Origin of the sequence: Rhodoferax ferrireducens (assembly GCF_031458075.1) — a bacterium.
Taxonomy (GTDB): domain Bacteria; phylum Pseudomonadota; class Gammaproteobacteria; order Burkholderiales; family Burkholderiaceae_C; genus Rhodoferax_B; species Rhodoferax_B ferrireducens_A.
In genome coordinates this window covers 106261-123316 of sequence record NZ_JAVDXT010000006.1, presented here as the reverse complement: position 1 = coordinate 123316, position 17056 = coordinate 106261, and the positions used below count along the sequence as shown (strand labels likewise).

At 65.8% G+C, this 17056-nt stretch carries 16 protein-coding genes; 15 read left to right on the top strand and 1 reads right to left on the bottom strand.

Annotation, left to right across the window (positions count from 1 at the left end):
* Window positions 1–126: 126 nt before the first annotated feature.
* From J2X19_RS23760 to otnI, 8 genes are all read left to right on the top strand, one after another.
* Entirely contained in the window at window positions 127–966 is an 840-nt protein-coding gene (locus J2X19_RS23760; RefSeq protein ID WP_310376979.1) for a FadR/GntR family transcriptional regulator, read from the top strand.
* A 119-nt stretch (window positions 967–1085) separates the two neighbouring features.
* Window positions 1086–2390 (top strand): MFS transporter, encoded by a 1305-nt coding sequence (locus tag J2X19_RS23755; RefSeq protein ID WP_310376978.1) that lies wholly within the window; start codon window positions 1086–1088, stop codon window positions 2388–2390.
* Window positions 2317–3312, top strand: coding sequence for an L-threonate dehydrogenase (gene ltnD, locus J2X19_RS23750; protein ID WP_310376977.1), 996 nt, complete (start codon window positions 2317–2319; stop codon window positions 3310–3312). The genes J2X19_RS23755 and ltnD overlap by 74 nt, the downstream gene beginning before the upstream one ends.
* On the top strand, window positions 3309–4325 hold the full coding sequence (gene denD, locus J2X19_RS23745; RefSeq protein ID WP_310376976.1) for a D-erythronate dehydrogenase: 1017 nt from the start codon (window positions 3309–3311) through the stop codon (window positions 4323–4325). The genes ltnD and denD overlap by 4 nt, the downstream gene beginning before the upstream one ends.
* Window position 4326: 1 nt before the next feature.
* Window positions 4327–5592 carry a 3-oxo-tetronate kinase gene (gene otnK, locus J2X19_RS23740; protein ID WP_310376975.1) on the top strand — a complete coding sequence of 422 codons (1266 nt, stop codon included), beginning with the start codon at window positions 4327–4329 and terminating at the stop codon, window positions 5590–5592.
* Window positions 5585–6241 (top strand): class II aldolase/adducin family protein, encoded by a 657-nt coding sequence (locus J2X19_RS23735; protein WP_310376974.1) that lies wholly within the window; start codon window positions 5585–5587, stop codon window positions 6239–6241. The genes otnK and J2X19_RS23735 overlap by 8 nt, the downstream gene beginning before the upstream one ends.
* 295 nt (window positions 6242–6536) lie before the next feature.
* Complete coding sequence (locus J2X19_RS23730) at window positions 6537–7598, top strand: alpha/beta fold hydrolase (RefSeq protein ID WP_310376973.1); 1062 nt, start codon at window positions 6537–6539, stop codon at window positions 7596–7598.
* A 27-nt stretch (window positions 7599–7625) separates the two neighbouring features.
* The gene (gene otnI / locus J2X19_RS23725) at window positions 7626–8417 is read left to right on the top strand and encodes a 2-oxo-tetronate isomerase (RefSeq protein ID WP_310376972.1); all 792 of its coding nucleotides are present in this window, start codon (window positions 7626–7628) and stop codon (window positions 8415–8417) included.
* A 68-nt stretch (window positions 8418–8485) separates the two neighbouring features.
* Here the strand turns inward: otnI and J2X19_RS23720 are convergent, their stop codons facing one another.
* On the bottom strand, window positions 8486–9409 hold the full coding sequence (locus J2X19_RS23720) for a LysR family transcriptional regulator (RefSeq protein WP_116607433.1): 924 nt from the start codon (window positions 9407–9409) through the stop codon (window positions 8486–8488).
* 139 nt (window positions 9410–9548) lie between these two features.
* Between J2X19_RS23720 and J2X19_RS23715 the strand changes: the two genes are divergently transcribed.
* The 7 genes from J2X19_RS23715 to J2X19_RS23685 are packed head-to-tail and all read left to right on the top strand — an operon-like array spanning window position 9549 to window position 17050.
* A complete protein-coding gene (locus J2X19_RS23715) occupies window positions 9549–10481 on the top strand; it encodes a Bug family tripartite tricarboxylate transporter substrate binding protein (RefSeq protein ID WP_310377049.1) in 933 nt (310 codons plus the stop codon).
* 17 nt (window positions 10482–10498) lie between these two features.
* The gene (locus tag J2X19_RS23710) at window positions 10499–11515 is read left to right on the top strand and encodes a 4-hydroxythreonine-4-phosphate dehydrogenase PdxA (RefSeq protein WP_310376971.1); all 1017 of its coding nucleotides are present in this window, start codon (window positions 10499–10501) and stop codon (window positions 11513–11515) included.
* A 15-nt stretch (window positions 11516–11530) separates the two neighbouring features.
* The gene (locus tag J2X19_RS23705; protein WP_116607435.1) at window positions 11531–12703 is read left to right on the top strand and encodes an L-rhamnonate dehydratase; all 1173 of its coding nucleotides are present in this window, start codon (window positions 11531–11533) and stop codon (window positions 12701–12703) included.
* A gap of 18 nt (window positions 12704–12721) precedes the next feature.
* Complete coding sequence (locus J2X19_RS23700) at window positions 12722–13738, top strand: c-type cytochrome (protein ID WP_310376970.1); 1017 nt, start codon at window positions 12722–12724, stop codon at window positions 13736–13738.
* Window positions 13739–13743: 5 nt separating this feature from the next.
* The gene (locus tag J2X19_RS23695) at window positions 13744–14673 is read left to right on the top strand and encodes a dihydrodipicolinate synthase family protein (protein ID WP_310376969.1); all 930 of its coding nucleotides are present in this window, start codon (window positions 13744–13746) and stop codon (window positions 14671–14673) included.
* Window positions 14674–14682: 9 nt separating this feature from the next.
* A complete protein-coding gene (locus tag J2X19_RS23690; RefSeq protein ID WP_310376968.1) occupies window positions 14683–16122 on the top strand; it encodes an aldehyde dehydrogenase family protein in 1440 nt (479 codons plus the stop codon).
* Between the two features lie 13 nt (window positions 16123–16135).
* Window positions 16136–17050, top strand: coding sequence for an SMP-30/gluconolactonase/LRE family protein (locus tag J2X19_RS23685; RefSeq protein WP_310376967.1), 915 nt, complete (start codon window positions 16136–16138; stop codon window positions 17048–17050).
* Window positions 17051–17056: the final 6 nt, after the last annotated feature.

Sequence of the window (17056 nt, the reverse complement as noted above, 5' to 3'; positions counted from 1 at the left end):
CTGGCGCGGGCGCGCAGCCCTTGGGCCTGAATTCGCCCCATCTTGTGTGTAAGCTGTTGGCTCTGCACCCTCACCGGCGCGGCAGCACCGCTGCCACAACAGCCTTAACGCCCTCCCGAGACCTCCATGGACAGCCCGTTTCCCCTAGACCAGATGCCCGCCTTGCGCGTGGGTGCCCGCTTATCCGAACAACTGGCGGATGCCCTGGCCGTCAGCATCCGCGAAGGGCAGTTGCCCGTGGGCCAACGCCTGCCCACCGAAGGCATGCTGGTCGAGCGTTTTGGCGTCAGCCGCACCGTGGTACGCGAGGCCTTGTCACGGCTGAAGATGCTGGGCTTGATCGAGTCGCGCCAGGGCTCGGGTGCATTCGTGATGCGCCGCGAGGCCTCCACCCTGGCGCCGCTGGTGCTGGCGCCCGACGGCTCGATCGACGCGGTGATCCAGATGGTGGAGGTGCGCCGCGCGCTGGAGGCCGAGTCCGCCGCACTCGCCGCGGCACGCCGCAGCAAGCAGGACATCCAGCAAATCAAAGCCACCATCCAGACGCTGGAGCGGGCCGTGGCCAGCGGCGGCGACGGCGTGGCCGAAGACGTGGCTTTTCATACCGCCATTGCCACCGCCGCACGCAACCCCTTCCTGCTGGCCACGCTGGCCTACCTCAACCAGTTCCTGCTCGATGCCACCCGCGTCACCCGCGCCAACGAGGCCACGCGCGCCGATTTCGCGCAACAGGTGCGCGACGAGCACGCGCTCATCGTGCAAGCGATTGAAGATGGCGACAGCGCCGCCGCCCGACTGGCCGGCGCCACCCACATGGTGAATGCCGCCCGGCGCATCGGCAGCGCCGACCCGGTGTTCTGGAACGCCCAGGGCAAGCAGCTGGCCGAGCGCCTGTTGGGCGAGCTGGTCGTGCCGCATACGGCCAGCCCCGCAGCCGCCGCACAGCGCCCGCGCCCTCCCCGCTAACCTAGGGAAACCACGCATACGGGTATCTTTTGCTTGGATTAAAGTTGTACGACAACATGCTTAGTAGACAAATATTTCTGCTGTCTACCGGGCCTTAATCCAACCAAGGAGACAATTCCATGACTTCCGCTACCCTCGCCCTGCCCGGCGACGACGCCGAAACCCGCGTCTACAACAAGGTGTTCTGGCGCATCGTGCCCTTTCTCATGCTGTGCTACGTGGTGGCCTACCTGGACCGGGTCAACGTCGGCTTTGCCAAGCTGCAGATGGGCCAGGACCTGGGCTTCAGCGAAACCGTGTTCGGCCTGGGCGCTGGCGTGTTCTTTATCGGCTACTTCCTGTTCGAGCTGCCCAGCAACCTGCTGATGCACAAGATCGGCGCACGCATCTGGATTGCCCGCATCATGATCACCTGGGGCCTGATGTCGGCGGCCTTCATCTTCGTCAAGACGCCCACCCAGTTCTACGTGATGCGCTTTCTGCTGGGCCTGGCCGAAGCCGGCTTCTACCCCGGCGTCATCCTCTACCTGACCTACTGGTTCCCGGCGCACCGGCGCGGCAAAATCGTGGCGGTGTTCATGTCGGCGATTCCCGTGGCAGGCATCTTCGGCAACCCGCTTTCGGGCTGGATCATGGACCGCTTCCACGACGTCTACGGCATGAACGGCTGGCAATGGATGTTCATCCTCGAAGCCCTGCCCGCGCTGCTGGTCGGCATCGCCGTCATCATGGTGCTGGACAACAGCATCGCCAAGGCCAAATGGCTGAGCGACGATGAAAAGCGCTTTCTGGCCAGCGAAGTGGCGGCCGATGTCCAGCACACCAAGCAAGGCCCGCATTCGGTGTCGGCCGTGTTCAAGGACGGCCGGGTCTGGTGGATGTGCCTGATCTACTTCTGCTTTGTCATGGGCCAGTACGCGCTGACCTTCTGGCTGCCCACCCTGGTCAAGTCCACCGGGATCACCGGCAACCTGAACATCGGCCTGCTCAGCGCCATTCCCTTCATCTGCGCCATCATCGCCATGAACCTGTTCGGCCGCAGCGCCGACGCCAAGCGTGAACGCCGCTGGCATTTGATTATTCCGGCTCTGATGGGCGCCATCGGCTTCACGGTGGCCGCCTCTTACACGCAGAACACGGTGGTAGCGATCGCCTTCCTGTCGCTGGCAGCCGCCGGCACGCTGACCTGCGCCCCCTTGTTCTGGTCACTGCCCACGGCCTTTTTGTCGGGCACTGGTGCGGCCGCCGGTATCGCGGTGATCAATTCGGTCGGCAACCTGGCCGGCTTCGTCAGCCCCTATTTGATCGGCTATCTGAAGGACCTGACGCACAGCACGCAGATCGGCATGTATGTGCTGGCCGGCATGTTGGTATTGGGGGCCTTTGCCGTCTGGCGCACACCGGCCGCTCTGGTCAACCGATAACTTTTTTCACATCCCCTGGAGAAATCACATGAGTCAGAACATTGGAGTCATAGGTCTGGGCGCCATGGGCCGCGGCATGGCCCAGTCGCTGCGCCGCGCCGGCTACACGGTCCACGTCTGCGACGTGCGCCTGGAAGCCGCGCAGGCCTTTGCCGCAGAAGGCGGCGTGGCCCACGCCCATCCGGCCGCACTGGCGCAGCACTGTGAAGTGGTGGTCAGCGTGGTGGTCAACGCAGCGCAGACCGAGGAAGTGCTGTTCGGCCCGCATGGCGCCGCTGCCGCCATGGCCGCGGGCAGCGTCTTCGTGATGTGCTCCACCGTGGACCCGAACTGGTCCATCGCGCTGGAGCAGCGCCTGGGCAGCCTGGGCCTGCAGTACCTGGATGCACCCATCTCCGGCGGTTCCGCCAAGGCCGCGTCGGGCGAGATGACCATGATGACCTCGGGCCGCCCCGAGGCCTACGCCAAGGTCGGCCAGGCGCTGGACGCCATGGCCGCCAAGGTCTACCAGCTGGGCGACGCCGCCGGCGCGGGCAGCAAGGTGAAGATCATCAACCAGCTGCTGGCCGGGGTGCACATTGCCGCCGCCGCCGAAGCCATGGCCTTGGGCCTGCGCGAAGGTGTGGCGGCCGATGCCCTGTACGAGGTCATCACCCACAGCGCGGGCAACAGCTGGATGTTCGAAAACCGCATGGCCCATGTGCTGGCTGGCGACTACACGCCGCTGTCGGCCGTGGACATCTTCGTCAAGGACCTGGGCCTGGTGCTGGATACCGCGCGGGCCACGAAATTCCCCCTGCCTTTGTCGGCCACCGCGCACCAAATGTTCATGCAGGCCTCGACAGCCGGCCATGGACGCGAGGATGATTCGGCGGTGATCAAAATCTTCCCAGGCATCACCCTGCCTGCATCCAACAAATGAACATCCTCATCACCGGCGGCTGCGGCTTCCTGGGCCTGCGCCTGGCGCGGGCCCTGCTGGCCCACGGCGCGCTCTCCCTCGCAGGCGCGGCGCCGCAGCCGATTGCGCGCCTGGTGCTGGCCGACCGTTTTGCGCCACCGGCCGACCTGGTGGCCGATCCGCGCGTGGTCCACCTAGCCGGCGATCTGCACGCGCTGCTGGCCAGCGCTGAACTGGTGAAGGCCGACACCGCCCTGGTGTTCCATCTGGCGGCCGCCGTCAGCGGCGAATGCGAGGCCGATCTGGACCTGGGCCTGCACAGCAACCTGGACGCCACTCTAGGCCTGCTGCAAGCCTGCCGAAGACTGGGCACGGCGCCGGTATTCGTGTTCTCCAGCTCGGTCGCGGTGTTCGGCAGCACGTCCGAGCAGCCGCTGCCCGCGGTGATCGAAGACCATACCTTGCCGACGCCGCAAAACAGCTACGGCATCCAGAAGTTCATCGGCGAGCAGCTGGTGACCGACTTCAGCCGCCGCGGCCTGGTGCAGGGCCGCAATGTGCGGCTGATGACGGTGGCCGTGCGCCCCGGCAAGCCCAATGCGGCGGCGTCCAGCTTCCTGAGCGGCATGCTGCGCGAACCGCTGGCGGGGCAGCGCGCGAATGTGCCGGTGGCCGCCGATACGCTGGTGGCTTTGTCCTCGCCGACCCGCACTGTGCAGGGCTTGCTAAGGGCCGCCCAGGCCAGTGCCGCCGAGTGGGGCGCGCGCACAGCGGTGAACCTGCCCGCGCTGACCACCAGCGTGGGCGCCATGGCGCAGGCGCTGGCCGACATCGCCGGCCCGGCTGCCACCGCGCTGCTTGACTGGGTGCCCGATACCCGCGTCGCTGCCATCGTCACCGCCTGGCCCAGCCGCGTGCACAGCGCCCGCGCCAACGCGCTGGGCCTGCTGGCCGACGCCAGCTTCAACGACATCCTGCACGAGTACGTGCAGGAAAATCCAGCTGCCGTGCAGCTCCCGCTTCTGGAGACCTAACATGACCCGCCCCCTGCTCGGCTGTATTGCCGACGACTTCACCGGTGCCACCGACCTGGCCAATAACCTGGTGCGCAACGGCATGCGCACCGTGCAAACCATAGGCGTGCCGCAGGACGACGCGGCGCCGGTGCAGGCCGACGCCATCGTGGTGGCGCTCAAGTCGCGCACCATCGCCCCGACCGATGCCGTCGCCCAATCTCTCGAAGCGCTGCGCTGGCTGCAGGCCCAGGGCGTGCAGCAGATCTACTTCAAATACTGCTCGACCTTCGATTCCACCGCCGAGGGCAATATCGGCCCGGTGACGGACGCGCTGCTCGACGCGCTGGACAGCCGCTTCACCATCGCCTGCCCGGCGTTTCCGGAGAACCAGCGCACGGTCTTCAAAGGCCATCTGTTCGTCGGCGACCAGCTGCTGTCCGACAGCGGCATGCGCAATCACCCGCTGACCCCGATGGGCGATGCGAACCTGGTGCGCGTAATGCAGCAGCAGACCCGGCGCAAGGTCGGCCTGGTGGCCTATGACGTGGTGGCGCAGGGGCCGGATGTCATCCGCGCACGCTTTGCCGCACTGCAGGCCGAGGGCGTGCAGATCGCCGTGCTGGACGCGATCTCCAACGCCGACCTGCAGCACATCGGCCCGGCGCTGACGGGCATGCCGCTGGTCACCGCCGGCTCAGGCATCGCCATCGGCCTGCCACAAAACTGGCAAATCACGAATGCCGCCGCCGATGGTTTGCCCTCGGCCACCGGCTTGCGCGCCATCGTCTCGGGCAGCTGCTCGGTGGCCACCAATGGCCAGGTTCTGCGCTTTCAACTGAGCGGCCGGCCCAGTTTCGCCATCGATCCGCTGGCCCTGGCGCGCGGCGACGATGTGGTGGCGCAGGCGCTGGCCTGGGCCGCGCCTTTGTTGCAGGACGGCCCGGTGCTGGTCTACGCCACCGCCGAGCCCGAGGCAGTGAAGGCCGTGCAAGCCCAGCTCGGCGTGGCAGCTGCAGGCGAACTGGTCGAGCACGCCCTGGCCGCTATCGCGCGCAGCCTGGTCGATGCCGGCGTGCGCCAACTGGTGGTGGCCGGCGGCGAAACCTCGGGTGCGGTGGTGCAGGCGCTGGGCATCACGCAAATGGTGATCGGCCCGCAAATCGAACCGGGTGTGCCCTGGACTTCGGCCCGCAGCGGCGAAAACACGCTGCACCTGGCGCTGAAGTCGGGTAACTTCGGCAGCCCGGATTTCTTCACCCAAGCCTTTGCCCAACTCCATGAATGAACTCCAACTGCGCGAAGAAATCTGCCGCGTCGGCGCCTCGCTGTATGCACGCGGCTATGTGCATGCCAGCGCCGGCAACATCAGCGTACGCCTGCCCGACGATGCCGGCTACCTGATCACCCCGACCGACGCCTGCCTGGGCAACCTGGACCCGGCCACGCTGGCCAGGGTGGGCCCGGACGGCGTACAGCGCAGCGGCGCCCGTGCCTCCAAGACCCTGGTGCTGCACCGGACCATCTACGCCGCCGAGCCGCAGGCGCACTGCGTGATCCACAGCCACAGCACGCACCTGGTGGCGCTGACCCTGTCCGGGGTCTGGCAGCCAGACGACATCCTGCCGCCAATCACGCCGTACTTTGTGATGAAGGTCGGCCATGTGCCACTGATTCCCTACCACCGCCCCGGCGACCCGGCCGTTGGCCTGCTGGTGGCGCAGCGCATTGCCGCCATGCAGGAGCGCGGCACGCCGCTACGCGCCGTGATGCTGGACCGGCTCGGCCCGAACGTCTGGCACGGCAGCCCGGCCGAGGCCAGTGCCGTACTCGAAGAGCTGGAAGAAACCGCCCGTCTGTACCAGATGACCCGGGCGAATCCTTTAACCGATCAGCAGATCCAGGTACTGCGCGAGCAGTTCGGCGCGGCCTGGTGAACTGAAGCACGTATAGAACCTGTTCAAAGTCTTTTTGAGACCGCGTTGGGGTGCAATCGGGATGAGTTGGCTGTCAGCGCCCGCAGCATGGGCTCTCTGCCCATGCAAGGGTGATGGCGGACAAATCGCCCGATTTCACCCCAACCCGAAGGGCAGATACCTTTTCGGGCGCTCTGCGTCGTTACAAAACCAGCCAAGGCATCAGCCTTGGCTTGGGTTTTGCGCCTAGCAGCGCATCCCGAAAAGGTATCTGCGCGGCCCCAAAATGACTCTGAACAGGTTCTTAGGAAAGCACATGGAATTGCGCAAACCATTGGCCACGCTGGGCCTGTCGCTGGCGGCAATCGCCTGCCACGCAGCGGACTACCCTGCGCCCCAGGAGGGCGACTGGATGGCACCCGACTTCCGTTTCCACACCGGCCAGGTGCTGCCCGGCATGCGCATGCACTACACCACCGTGGGCCAGCCCACGGGCGAGCCGGTGCTGATCCTGCACGGCACCACCAGCTCGGGCAAGGGCATGCTGACGCCCGAGTTTGCGGGCGAATTGTTCGGCCCCGGCCAGCCGCTGGACGCCAGCCGCTACTACATCATCCTGCCCGACTCGATTGGCGCGGGCCAGTCGGCCAAGCCATCGGACGGCATGCGTACGGCTTTCCCGCAGTACAACTACGACGACGCGGTGCTGGCGCAGTACCGGCTGGTGACTGAGCACTTGGGCATCCAACACCTGCGCCTGGTGCTGGGCAATTCCATGGGCGGCATGCAGACCTGGATCTGGGCCCAGAAGCACCCCGGCTTCATGGACGCTGCCGTGCCCATGGCCTCGCTGCCCACGGCCATGGCCGGCCGCAACTGGATGATGCGCAGGCTGGTCATAGACGCTATCCGCAACGACCCCGAATGGATGAACGGCCAATACACCCAGCAGCCGCGCAGTCTGCAGTTCGCCTCGGTGTTCTACGGCCTGGCCACCAACGGCGGTAACCTGGGCTGGTACCAGCAAGCCCCCACCAGCGCCCAGGCCGACACCTGGCTGGACCAGCGCCTGGCTGCCAAGTTCTCCGGCGACGCCAACGACCATTTGTACCAGTGGGAATCTTCCCGCGACTACGACCCTTCTGCGGGCCTGGAACGCATACAGGCTGCGCTGCTTGCTATCAATTCTGCAGACGACGAACGCAACCCGCCGGAGCTGGGCCTGCTGGACCGTGAGATCCGCCGCGTCAGGAATGGGCGGGTTTTTCTGATCCCCGCCAGTCCCGAGACCTCGGGCCACGGCACCACGACCCGCGCCAAGTTTTGGAAGCACGAACTCGCCCGGTTGCTGCAGGATGTGCCCCGCAAAACCCCTTGACTCCTTCTTACGCCACCAGAAAACACCATGCCCCAATTTGCCGCCAACCTCAGCATGCTCTATCCCGAGCATGCCTTCATCGATCGCTTTGCTGCCGCCGCCGCGGACGGCTTTAGCGCCGTCGAATTCCTGTTCCCCTACGCCCTCCCTGCCGCCGATCTGGCCGCGCAATTGCAAGCCCACGGCCTGCGCCAGGTGCTGTTCAACGCGCCACCCGGTGACTGGGAGGCGGGCGAGCGCGGCATGGCCTGCCTGCCGGGCCGGGAGGCCGAGTTCCGCGATGGCATCCAGCGGGCCCTGGACTACGCCCAGACCCTGGCCTGCCCGCGCATCCATGTGATGGCCGGCATCGTGCCGACAGACCAGGACCGCGACAAGCTGCTCCCGCGCTACGAAGCGAACCTGGCCTGGGCCGCAGAGCAGGCCGCGGCGGCGGGTGTGGACGTGCTGATCGAGCCCATCAACAGCCGCGACATGCCCGGCTACTTCCTGAGCCGGCAAGACCAAGCGCATGCCATCGTGCAGGCCGTGGGCGCGGCCAATCTCAAGGTGCAGATGGACCTGTACCACTGCCAGATCATGGAGGGCGACCTGGCGATGCAGCTGCGCCGGCATCTGCCCACCGGCCGGGTCGGCCACATCCAGATCGCCGGCGTGCCCGAGCGGCATGAGCCGGACCAGGGCGAAATCAACTACCCTTATTTGTTCGCGCTGCTCGACACGCTGGGCTACACCGGCCACGTAGGCTGCGAATACCGGCCCCGGCGCGGTGCTGTAGCCGGCGGCACATCTGCAGGGCTGGGCTGGCTACCGCGATAGCGCTCGCTACACAATTTATAGCTTCATGCGCACGTCCTACCTGCGCCAGAGCCTTAAATGGCTTGAATCTACGCGTGCAGCAATTCCAGAAAGCGCGCGGCCGCCACGCTGACCGGCCGGTCGCTGCGCACGATGCTGCCGTAGGCGGCCAGCTTGTGGTCGATGGTGTAGGGCAGGATCTTCAGCAGGCCGTGGGTCTGGTAGCGGCTGGCACTGGACTCGGGGATCACCGCAATCATCTGGGTCTTGAAGATCAGGTTGGTGGTGGTCAGGATGGACGAAGTCTCGATCAGGCCGCGGCGGAAGGTGGTGTGGTGGTCGCGGAATTCCTGCTCCAGTACCTCGCGCATCGGGCTGCCGTGCGGCTGCAGAATCCACGGAAACTGCAGCATGTCGTCAAACGACACGCGGGCTTTGCCGGCCAGCGGGTGGTCGGTGGCCACCACGATGGACAGCGGCTCCTCGCCAATCGGCCGGAAGTGGTGGTTCTGCCGCACCGGGCCCAGCATGCGGCCGATCACCACGTCCAGCGCGCCTTCGCGCATCTGGTCCATCAGCCGGTCGCTGGTGTCCACCGCAATCTCGATGGCCAGCAGCGGGTACTCGTCCTTCAGGCGGATCAGGGTGTCGGTCAGCAGCACCGGCGACGCAGCCATGATGCTGCCGATGAACAGCTTGCCCGCCCCGCCCAGCCGCAGCGCCTGCAGCTCACGGTTCAAGGCCTCCATGGTGCCGCGCATGCCGCGGAAGGTGTTCATCACCGCCTGCCCCGCGGGGTTGAGCTGCAGACCGCGGCCCACGCGGTCGAACAGCGGCTGGCCCAGCGCGTCCTCCAGCTCGTGCAGCATCTTGGTGGCTGCGGGCTGGGTCATGCCCAGCTGTTGCGAGGCCGCATGCAGGGTGCGGTGCTCGTCGATGGCCAGCAGCAGGGCAATCTGGCGCATGCGCAAGCGGTTCAGCAGCTGCGAGGTGGTGTCGGTGGTGGCGCTCATTTGATAACCCCTTGGAATCAATGCATCAAATTCTTTCAATATACGGGAATCAATCGGCTTTCTAAGATGCAGTCCATAAATACATCTGGAGACAAGCATGGCGAACATTCCCTTCACCGCGTGGGCTGCTGCTGCCGCCATGGCCTGCTGCTGCATCGCCGCCCCGGCACTGGCGCAGGAATGGCCTGGCAAACCCGTGCGGATTCTGGTCGGCTCGGCCCCCGGTGGCGGCACCGATGCCATGGCCCGCGCCGTGGCCGACCGCCTGGGCCCGCTGCTCAAGCAAGCCGTGGTGGTAGAGAACAAACCCGGCGCGTCCAACACCCTGGCAGCCGACGCGGTGGCCAAGTCCACCGACGGCCACACCCTGCTAATGGGCGTATCCACCGCCCAGGCGATTGCGCCGCATCTGCTGAAGCTCAACTACGACAGCAACAAGGACCTGGTGCCCGTGGCCTTCGTCGGATCGGTGCCGAATGTGCTGGTGGTCAACAACGCGCTGGGCGCCAACGATGTGCAGTCCCTGGTCAAGCTGGCTAAGGTCAAGCCCGGCCAGCTGAACTACGCCACCAGCGGCGCCGGCAGCACCCAGCACATCGCGGCCGAGCTGTTCAAGGAATCAGCCGGCGTGTTCATCACCCACATCCCCTACCGCGGCAGCGGCCCGGCCATGGTCGACCTGATCGGCGGCCAGGTGCAGATGAGCTTTGACACCCTGCCCTCGGTGATCGGCCAGATCAAGGCCGGCAAGATCAAGGCCCTGGCGGTTGCCGCGCCCAAGCGCAATGCCCAGCTGCCCGATGTGCCAACCCTGGCCGAGTCCGGCGTCAAAGGCGTGGAGATGAGCGCCTGGTACGGCATCTACATGCCGTCGAGCACGCCCAAGGCGGTGCAGGAGCGGGTGCTGGCCGAAGTCAACAAGGTGCTGGCCATGCCCGAAACCATCACCCGGCTGGAAGGCATAGGCGCCGAGATCACGCCGATGGCGCAGGCCAAATTCCAGGACTTTCACAACGCTGAATACAAACGCTTCGGCGATTTGATCCAGCGCAAGAACATCAAGCTTGATTGAGCATTTGAGGAGAAACCATGCAAAACCGTAAACCCGTCGTTGCCCTGACTCTCGGCGACCCCGCAGGCATTGGCCCGGAATTGATCGCCCGCCTGCTGGGCCAGACCGATGCCACCCAGCACGCCAACATCGTGCTGGTGGGCGACCCCTGGCTGTGGGCCGATGGGCAAAAGATCGCTGGCGTGCAGGTAGAAACCACGCCGGTCAGCAGCTTTGCCGAAGTCCGCAGCCGCGCCGACACCGGCCAGGCCGCGTGGCTGGCAATGGACACCGTGGATGCCGCCCAGGTGCAGCGCAGCCAGGCCCAGGCCACAGGTGGCGCGTCGGTACTGCAGGTGCTGAATGCCTGCATGGACGCAACCCAGCGCAAGGAGGTGGATGCCATCTGCTTCGCCCCGCTGAACAAGTTCGCCATGAAGCAAGGCGGCCTGCAGCACGAAGACGAGCTGCACCACTTTGCCCAGTACCTGGGTGTGACCAGCTACTTCTGCGAGTTCAACACCCTGGGCGATCTGTGGACCTCGCGCGTGTCCTCGCACATCCCGCTGAAAGACGCGGCCAGCTACCTGAGCCAGGAGCGCATCCAGCAAGCTACACAGCTGATCTACCGTTCGCTGCAGGCGGCGGGCGTGGCGGCACCCAAGGTGGCGGTGGCGGCCTTCAACCCGCACGGCGGCGACGGCGGCACCTGCGGCCGCGAAGAGGTAGACATCATCGCCCCGGCCGTCGCCGCGCTGAATGCCCAGGGCCTGGCGATTGCCGGCCCGTTCCCGGCCGACACCATCTTCCTGAAGGCCCGCGACGGCGAGTACCAGGCCATCGTCACCATGTACCACGACCAGGGCCAGATCGCCATCAAGCTGATGGGCTTCAGCAAGGGCGTGACAGTCCAGGGCGGCCTGCCCGTGCCCATCACCACGCCGGCCCACGGCACGGCCTACGACATCGCCGGCCAAGGCAAGGCCGACGTCAACGCCACCTACAACGCATTCCGCATTGCCGCCCGCATGGGCCTGGCTACGCACAACCACTGAAACAGGAGACTCTGCATGAAAATCAAATCCGTCCGCGCCCGTGTTTTCGAATGGAAGGGCAAGACCGTTCCACCCCAAGGCAATTTCTGCTCCAACGCCATGGACCTGGTGTATTCCAAGACCGAAAGCATGAGCACCTTCCGCTTCCACTCCTGGACGGTGGTGGAGATCGAAACCGACGACGGCATCGTCGGCCTCGGCAACGTGGCGCTAGCCCCCAAGATCGCCAAGGCCATCATCGACGAATACCTGGCACCGCTGGTCATCGGCCAGGACCCCTGGGACTACGAATACCTGTGGCAGCGCATGTACCGCGCCACCCACGCCTGGGGCCGCAAGGGCGTGACCATGGGCGCGATCTCGGCCATCGACCTCGCCATCTGGGACATCCTGGGCAAGTCGGTCAACAAGCCGGTGTTCAAGCTGCTGGGTGGCCGCACCAAGGAGAAGATCCCCTGCTACTACAGCAAGCTGTACCGCACCGATCTGGCCGAGATGCAAAAGGAAGCCCAGACCTTCAAGGACCAGGGTTTCACCGCCTTCAAGATGCGCTTCGGCTACGGCCCGGCGCACCTGCAGCACGGCGTGGCCGAGAACCTGAAGTCGGTGGAAGCCGTGCGCGAAGTGATTGGCTACGACGCCGACCTGATGCTGGAGTGCTACATGGGCTGGAACCTGGAGTACGCCAAACGTATGCTGCCCAAGTTGGCCAAGTTTGAACCGCGCTGGCTGGAAGAACCGGTGATCGCCGACGACATCGACGGCTACGCCGAACTCAACGCCATGAACATCGTGCCCATCAGCGGTGGCGAGCATGAATTCAGCCTCTACGGCTTCAAGCAGCTGCTGGAACGCAAGGCCGTGAGCGTAGTGCAGTACGACACCAACCGCGTCGGCGGCATCACCGCCGCGCACAAGATCAACGCGCTGTGCGAGGCCTACAGCGTGCCGGTGATTCCGCACGCCGGCCAGATGCACAACTACCACCTGACCATGAGCACCATCGCGTCGCCCATGAGCGAATACTTCCCGATGTTCGACGTGGAAGTCGGCAACGAGCTGTTCTATTACATCTTCAAAGGCGAGCCGGTGGCCGAGAACGGCTTTGTGCAACTCGACGACAACACGCCGGGCCTGGGCCTGACGCTGAACACCGAGTTCCTCGACCAGTTCAACATCGTGGAATAAGAGCCCATGCGCTGCGCCTTGTTATCCCTGTTGCTGTGTGTCCCGGGCTTCGCCCTGGCTTTCGATGTGGCCCCGCACAAGGTGGGCGACGCATTGCCTACCGCCGATGCGCAAGCCCTGCTGGCACGTTATGCCGCCCGGCCGCAGCAGCCCTGGCGCGAGCCCAGCGAGGCGCGCATTCCGGCAGGCCCAGCGGGCGACCAGATCCGCGATGGCATCGACATCCTGCGCAACACCTCCACCCGCGTGGGCAAGCTGGCCCCCGATGCATCCAAGCGCATGAACTGGAACAGCCTGAACTGCGTCAACTGCCACCAGGCCGGTCCGTCCGGCCTGCCCGGCAGCAAGAAGTTCACCCTGCCCCTGGTCAACGCCGTCAACGACTACCCCAAGTTCGACATCAAGTCGGGCAAGATCATCTCGCTGGAGCAACGCGCGATGGGCATGTTTGGCGCCGGCGCAGTACCCATCAAGGTAGAGGCCCCCGAGTTCCAGGCCGTCCTGGCCTATCTGCGCTGGCTGGCCCAGGACACCCAGCCCGGCGCCGCCATGGACGGCGCGGGCCTGCTGCCCATGAAGGCCATCGCCCGCGCCGCCGATCCGGTGCGCGGCCAGAAGCTGTATGCCAGCAAATGCCAGGCCTGCCACGGCGTGGATGCCGGCGGCCAGCGCAAGCCCGACTTTGCACAAGGCGGCGGCTATATGTTCCCACCGCTGGCCGGCAGCGATACCTATGACAACGCCGGCCACATGTTTGCCGTGCCGCTGCTGGCGCGCTACATCCGCGCGTCCATGCCGTTTGGCGCCAGCGCCGACAAACCGCAGCTCACCCCTGCCGAGGCGCTGGACATCGCCGCCTTTGTGAACGACGACACCACCCCGCGCGGGCAAAACCCGAACCGCACCAAGCTCTACCCTGACGTGGCGCTACGCCCGCAGGGCTTTGCGATTCCCGAGAACTTTGCCGGCCAGCCGCCACAGGCCTACCAGCGCGCCAAGTTCGGCCCCTTCCGCAACATCAACGAGCACTATTGAGCACCATGCGATCCCCCTCCCCTCCCCGTTACCAGGGCGTGTTTCCCGTTGCGCCCACCATCTTCCACGCCGATGGATCGCTGGACCTGGAAGGCCAGAAGCGCTGTATCGACTTCATGATCGACGCCGGCTCGAATGGCATCTGCATCCTGGCCAATTTCTCCGAGCAGTTCTCGCTGTCGGACGACGAGCGCGAGCTGATCACCCGCAGCGTGCTGGAGCACGTGGCCGGCCGGGTGCCGGTGATCGTCACCACCACCCACTACGGCACGGCCATCTGCGCAGCCCGCAGCCGCCGTGCGCAGGACATGGGCGCAGCCATGGTGATGGTGATGCCGCCCTACCACGGCGCCACCTTCCGCGTGCCAGAAGCGCAGATCTACGAGTTCTACGCCCGGCTGTCGGACGCGATCTCCATCCCCATCATGGTCCAGGACGCCCCCGCCAGCGGCACCGTGCTGTCGGCCGCCTTCCTGGCCCGCATGGCCCAGGAGATCGAGCAGCTGAGCTACTTCAAGATCGAGACCGCCGGTGCCGCCAGCAAGCTGCGCGAGCTGATCCGCCTGGGCGGCGATGCAATTGAAGGCCCGTGGGACGGCGAAGAAGCCATCACCCTGCTGGCCGATCTGGACGCAGGCGCCACCGGCGCCATGACCGGCGGCGCCTTTCCCGACGGCATACGCCCGATTGTCGAAGCCCACCGTGCTGGCCAGCACGACGAGGCCTTCAGGCTGTACCAGCGCTGGCTGCCGCTGATCAACCACGAGAACCGCCAGGGTGGCATCCTCACGGCCAAGGCCTTGATGGCCGAGGGCGGTGTAATCGCCTGCGAAGCCGGGCGCCACCCGTTTCCGCCCATGCACCCCGAGGTGCGCAAAGGCCTGATAGACATCGCCCGCAGGCTGGACCCGCTGGTACTGCACTGGAACACCTAAAGCATCACCATGACCCAAAAACACGACAACTACATCAACGGCGCCTGGGTGGCCGGCAGCAGCTACGCCCCCAACATCAACCCGTCGAACCTGGCCGACGTGATTGGCGAGTACACCCAGGGCGACGCGGCCCAGCTGGACGCGGCCGTGCAGGCGGCGCAAGCCGCCTTCCCCGCCTGGTCTACCGGCAATGTGCAGGCCCGCGCCGATGCGCTGGACAAGATCGGCACCGAAATCCTGGCCCGCCGCGAAGAGCTGGGCACGCTGCTGGCCCGTGAAGAAGGCAAGACCAAGCTTGAGGGCATTGGCGAAGCCACCCGTGCTGGCAATATCTTCAAGTTCTTCGCTGGCGAATGCCTGCGCCTGACCGGCGAGATCGTGCCCTCGGTACGCTCCGGTGTCGGCGTGGAAATCACCCGCGAACCGCTGGGCGTGGTCGGCCTGATCACCCCCTGGAACTTCCCCATCGCCATTCCGGCCTGGAAGATCGCCCCGGCCCTGGCCTACGGCAACTGCGTGGTCTTGAAGCCCGCCGACCTGGTCCCCGGCTGTGCCTGGACCCTGGCCGAGATCATCAGCCGCAGCGGCATCCCCGCCGGCGTGTTCAACCTGGTGATGGGCCGCGGCTCCGTCATCGGTGACCCGCTGGTGAACCACCCTGGCATCAGCGGTATCAGCTTCACCGGCTCACAAGGCGTGGGTGGCCGTATCGCCCAGCAGTGCGCGGTGAACCTGAAGAAGGTCCAGCTGGAGATGGGCGGCAAGAACCCGCAAATCATCCTGGACGACGCCGACCTGGCCCAGGCCGTCGAGCTCAGCGTGCAAAGCGCCTTCTTCTCCACCGGCCAGCGCTGCACCGCCTCCAGCCGTTTGATCGTCACCGACGGCATCTACGGCAAGTTCGTCGACGCCGTGCAAGCCCGCATGGCCACGCTAAAGATCGGCGACGCCCTGGCCGCCGGCATCGACATCGGCCCGGTGTCGTCCTTGTCGCAGCTGCAGCAGGATCTGGACTACGTGGCGATCGGCCAGGCCGAAGGCGCCCAGCTGGTCGCCGGCGGTACCCGCCTGGAGCGCACCACCGAAGGCTTCTACATGGCACCTGCACTGCTGCTGGACACCACGGCGGCCATGCGCATCAACCGCGAAGAAGTGTTTGGCCCGGTGGCCAGCGTGATCCGCGTCAAAGACTACGAAGCCGCACTGGCCGAGTCCAACAACACGCCCTTCGGCCTGTCGGCGGGCATTGCCACCACCAGCCTCAAGTACGCGACCCACTTCAAGCGGCACAGCCAGGCCGGTATGGTGATGGTGAACCTGCCGACCGCGGGCGTGGACTACCACGTGCCGTTCGGCGGGCGCAAGGGGTCCAGCTACGGGTCGCGTGAGCAGGGGCGTTATGCGCAGGAGTTCTTCACGACGGTGAAGACCGCTTACACCGGGGCCTGATCGGCGCTTGACCATGATCGAAATCTTCGACCCCCGACTCGCGCCCGTGGTGCAGGATGCCCGGCTGGAGAAGCTGTGCAGCGGCGCCATCTGGAGCGAAGGCCCGGTATGGCTGCGCGAGGACGACGCAGTGCTGTGGAGCGACATCCCGAACAACCGCATGCTGCGCTGGTCCGCCGCCGACGGCATGAGCGTGTGGCGTGACAACGTAGAGTTCACCAACGGCCACACGCGCGACCTGAATGGCGACCTGCTGCACTGCTCACACGGCCAGCGCGCGATTGTGCGTACACCCATGCGCGATGGCCGCATCCAGGCCGACACGCCCGACGCCATCGTGGTGGACCGCTATCTGGGCAAGCGCCTGAACTCGCCCAACGACATTGTCGTCAAGCGCGACGGTACGGTCTGGTTCAGCGACCCGCCCTACGGCATCCTGAGCGACCGCGAAGGCCACAAGGCTGCGCCAGAGCAGGCGGCCAACCAAGTGTTCTGTTTCACCCCCGCCACCGGTGTGCTGACTGCCGCCAGCGCCTGGGTACAGGAACCGAACGGCCTGGCGTTCTCGCCCGATGAGTCGCTGCTGTACGTGAGCGACACATCTGCAGCCCTGGCGCCCGCGGGCCAGGGCCACCACCACATCGCCGTGTTCGATGTAGGGGCAGACAACAGCTTGCACAACCCACGTGTCTTCGCCGAAGTCAGCCCCGGTCTGTCGGACGGCTTTCGCCTCGACACCCAGGGATGGATCTACACCAGCAGCGAAGACAGCGTGCAGGTCTACCACCCGGACGGCACGCTGCTGGGCAAGATCGCGGTGCCGGAAAAGATCGGCAACCTCTGCTTTGGTGGGCCGCAAGGCAACCAGCTCTTCATCGCGGCCAGCACCTCGCTGTACCGCATCACCCTCCACACCCGAGGAAACTGAAAAACC